Raw genomic sequence first — 3,887 nt, 5'->3', positions numbered from 1 at the left:
GGTCGACGACTGAAGAATCCTGCCGATAAGGCTCCCTTTTTTGATTTCCGCTATGATCCGGAAGAAGAAATAATACCCCGGCAGAATGATTCTCCTGATGCCGCCTCATTATGGTTTACCTTTGAAGCCATGAAGAACCTTGTGCGTCCTGAAGCCTCCTGGATGAATTTTAAGAATAGCCGGGAAGTAGCCTGGAAAACAGGAACGAGTATGGGAGGGCGGGATGCCTGGGCCATAGGAGTCACTCCGCAGTATGCGGTGGGTGTCTGGGTCGGAAATGCAGATGGAGAGGGACGACCGGGAATCAATGGTCTGAAAGCGGCGGCCCCTCTTCTCTTCGATCTGGTCAGACAGATCCCTGATCAACCATCAGAAGATCAGGACTGGTTCAGCAGACCTCTGGAGGGAATGCATCTTGAAAAAATATGCAGGATCAGTGGGTATAAGGCAGGGCCATACTGCCCCTCTGAAGAACGTCTGATCCCGATGAAAGGTGTCAGTACATTAACATGCCCCTACCATAAGCGTATCCATCTGGATAAGGAGGGTGTTTATAGAGTCGATAGCCGTTCAACCCCTGTGCGTGAGATGCTGCATCAGAACTGGTTTGTTCTCCCTCCGGTGCAGGAGTTCTATTACAGGCGTATTCATAATAATTATAAACCTCTGCCTCCATTTAAAGGCGAAAATGAAGAGAACAGGGGGCTCTCTTTTATATATCCTCCCTCAGATTCAGCTGTTGTGAAGACACCCAGACTTTTTGATGGTGAAAAGGGAGAGGTTATTTTCGAAGCGGCTGTGAGGGATAATCAGAGAATCCTGTACTGGCATCTGGATGATGACTATATCGGATATACCAGGTTTAACCATCAGATGGGAATACAGGCTGAGCCGGGGTTGCACCGGGTCAGTATTGTTGATGAGACGGGAAACAGCACCGAGAGGGATTTTGAGCTTTCTGAATGAAGTCTCGCTTGATCAACTATTTTTCTCAGCTTCTTGAACCGGAGATTAGGAGTTGATTTTTAATTCCTGATAAAGGCTTGACCTGGAGTCCGATCCAGGCATTAGTATTGACCCGGGACAGTTTTTTATCCTGTCTGGAAGGGCTTAGGAATACAACGAAGTGGGAATCAAAATTATGAAAAGATGGAACAGATTAAAGCAATCGTCACCCTATGCCCTGCAAAGCATGCTCTTATGGTCATTCGCACCAATATTCTTGAGTTTCCTGCCGGTATATCTTCAGCAGAATCAGCTGAATGCCAGTCAGATCGGAATCGTTATGGCCATAAATCCCCTCATTGCTGTATTTTTGCAATCCCTGTTCGGCCCTCTGGCAGACAGGACCAGATCAAAAAATCGCCTGTTTAATCTTTTTACCGCGGCAGCTATTGTTTTCATTTTGTTCTTTCCTTTTGGGGTAAGCTTCCATTATTTTATTATTGCAATAGCTCTTTTCTCGATAGTTCAGACTCCTATGATTCCCATTTCAGAGAGTATCACACTTGAATCCCTGGAAGAGATGAAGAGCTCTTACGCTCCGGTGCGTATGATGGGTACTGTTGGTTTTGCCATGACATCCGTACTTGTCGGCTATCTTTTGTCCTGGAAGATTGAAAGCTACTTTTATCTCATCGCTCTTATCGGGGTAGGTAATATACTTATCACTGGACTGCTGCCCACTGTAAAAGGGCATCAGGGCGGGAAGGAAAAGGCTCCCTATCGGGAGATTCTTCGCAATAAAAAGCTCTCACTTTTTGTGCTCCTTTTGGTGATAGCCCAGCTTTCTCTCAGTTTATACATGACATATCTACCCATGTACTACCTTTCTATTGGAGGGTTGCGTGCCTATCTGGGGTGGATTTATTTTATTATGGGATCGGGAGAAGTACTGGTTCTCATGTTTGCCGATAAAATCATTGAACGTCTGGGTATCCAGAATGCTTTGGGGCTGTCCATATCCATGATGGGTCTGCGCTTCCTGGCTCTCCTTGTTATTGATGCACCCATCTGGATGATTCCGGTTTCTCTCATGAATGGATTTACTTATATCATTTTTGGTTTCGGTCTGGCAGTTTACATGAACAGTTCTGTACGAAAGGAATTGAAAACGACAGGACAATCCGTCCTGGCTCTAGCCAGTGCTGTTGGCAGGGTCATCGGGGCACTGTCCGGCGGATTTCTGATTTCTTCATTCGGATTAAAAAATACTATGGCGATTTCCGCAGCCCTCTGCTTTTTAACTCTTGGCCTGTATTACTTCATTTTGAGAAGAATTTCAGTGCCGAAAGAAGAAGGATCGCTTATTCATGCCCATCAGGTGTATGACGATTCCATTGCTTCGATTGACGCCATTACCGGTAGGGATTAGTTTCATTATACTCAGTTTTTAAGACGGACTCTGTCCGAAAGGCGGGATTTCTATGGAAAAAACTACATTAGGCAGATCAGGGCTCATTGTGAGCCGGACATCTTTCGGAACTCTTCCAATTCAGCGTCTGAGCTTTGATACAAGCAGAGATATTCTGCTGCATGCCCTAGAGGGTGGTATCAATTTTTTTGATACCGCAAGAGGATACTCGGATAGTGAGGAAAAGATCGGGTCTGCACTCTCTTCCAGACGTCAGGATATCATTATTGCTACAAAAGCCAGCGGAGCTGAAGACAGGGCCGGTGTCATGAGTCGTCTTGAAACCAGCCTGAGTAATCTGAAGACAGATTATGTGGATCTTTTACAGTTGCATAATCCCGCAGAGCTTCCCGATCCTTATGATCCCGAATCTCTTTATGCCGGACTCCTTGAAGCAAGGGAACAGGGAAAGACCAGAACCATCGGGATTACAAATCACTCCCGGAAAATCGCTACGGAGGCAGCCCGGTCCGGTCTCTATGATACAGTGCAGTTTCCTCTTAGTGCTATCTCATCTGATGAAGATCTGGAACTGGCGGAGATATGCAGGGAGAACAATGTCGGTCTTATCGCCATGAAGGCCATGTGCGGAGGTCTTCTGCAGAATGCAAGTCTTGCTTTTGCCGGCCTCCGTCGTTATGAGAATATTGTTCCCATCTGGGGAATTCAGAAAATGGAGGAGCTTGAGGAATTTCTGACTCTTGAAGCGAACCCTCCGGTTCTGGATGAGGCTCTAATAAAGGAACTGGAAAGAGAGAAGAGAGAACTGGCCGGAGATTTCTGTAGAGGCTGTGGTTACTGTCTGCCCTGTCCTGCTGATATCAAGATCCCCATGGCCGCCAGGATGAGCTTTCTTCTCCGTAGAGCCCCCAGTGAAAAATGGCTTAACACAGAGTGGCAGAAAGAAATGGGAAAAATTGAGGACTGTATTGATTGCCGTGCGTGTGTAGGCCGATGTCCCTATTCTCTGGAGACTCCTGATCTTCTGAAAAAGATGCTTGCAGACTACAAAACCTTTTTCTAGCTCGTCCTATAGTTTTTTAGACCGCTACCAGATTCAGGCACTTCTACAAAAATAATTGTGGTGAAATCCTCCCAAAATCTGATCCTTCTGGATGTTTCCAGAAATAAGGACCTTTTTTCAACAGGGATTGTATTGATTCCTTGATAAGGTCTCAAATGGTTCTAGTATTCAACATCCTCCGTAATGATTTTCTGTTAAATCAGTTCGAATAATCTTTAGAGTTCTCAGCTCCAGGATGATAAGCAGATAGAATCTCTTGCCGGGCAGAGTATCAATTGTCATAAAATCTATTCCAAAAAGAGAATCCCCATGGGTTAGTTTTTTACATCCCTGATCATGAGACTGTCGGATAGTTGGAAAGTTTACCATATTCCATGTATTGAGTAAAATTGCGATTATGTTCAACTTCCTATTAGTACTTCAGGGTTTTTTATGCGGTAGAGAGGACTT

General features: G+C 45.3%; 2 protein-coding genes and 1 pseudogene. All 3 read left to right on the top strand.

Going from position 1 to position 3,887, the window contains the following annotated elements:
• Positions 1–966, top strand: a pseudogene (locus PF479_RS14110) (penicillin-binding protein 1C); the annotation flags it as partial.
• Between the two features lie 175 nt (positions 967–1,141).
• The gene (locus tag PF479_RS14105) at positions 1,142–2,374 is read left to right on the top strand and encodes an MFS transporter (RefSeq protein WP_298007711.1); all 1,233 of its coding nucleotides are present in this window, start codon (positions 1,142–1,144) and stop codon (positions 2,372–2,374) included.
• 52 nt (positions 2,375–2,426) lie between these two features.
• Complete coding sequence (locus PF479_RS14100) at positions 2,427–3,437, top strand: aldo/keto reductase (RefSeq protein ID WP_298007709.1); 1,011 nt, start codon at positions 2,427–2,429, stop codon at positions 3,435–3,437.
• The last annotated feature ends 450 nt before the right edge of the window (positions 3,438–3,887 follow it).

This window comes from Oceanispirochaeta sp. (assembly GCF_027859075.1).
GTDB lineage: Bacteria > Spirochaetota > Spirochaetia > DSM-2461 > DSM-2461 > Oceanispirochaeta.
This window is presented reverse-complemented; position numbering and strand designations above follow the sequence as displayed.

Excerpts from the sequence above, each read along its gene's own strand:
- PF479_RS14105 (WP_298007711.1), top strand. The coding sequence starts at position 1,142 with ATGAAAAGATGGAACAGATTAAAGCAATCGTCACCCTATGCCCTGCAA.
- PF479_RS14100 (WP_298007709.1), top strand. The coding sequence starts at position 2,427 with ATGGAAAAAACTACATTAGGCAGATCAGGGCTCATTGTGAGCCGGACA.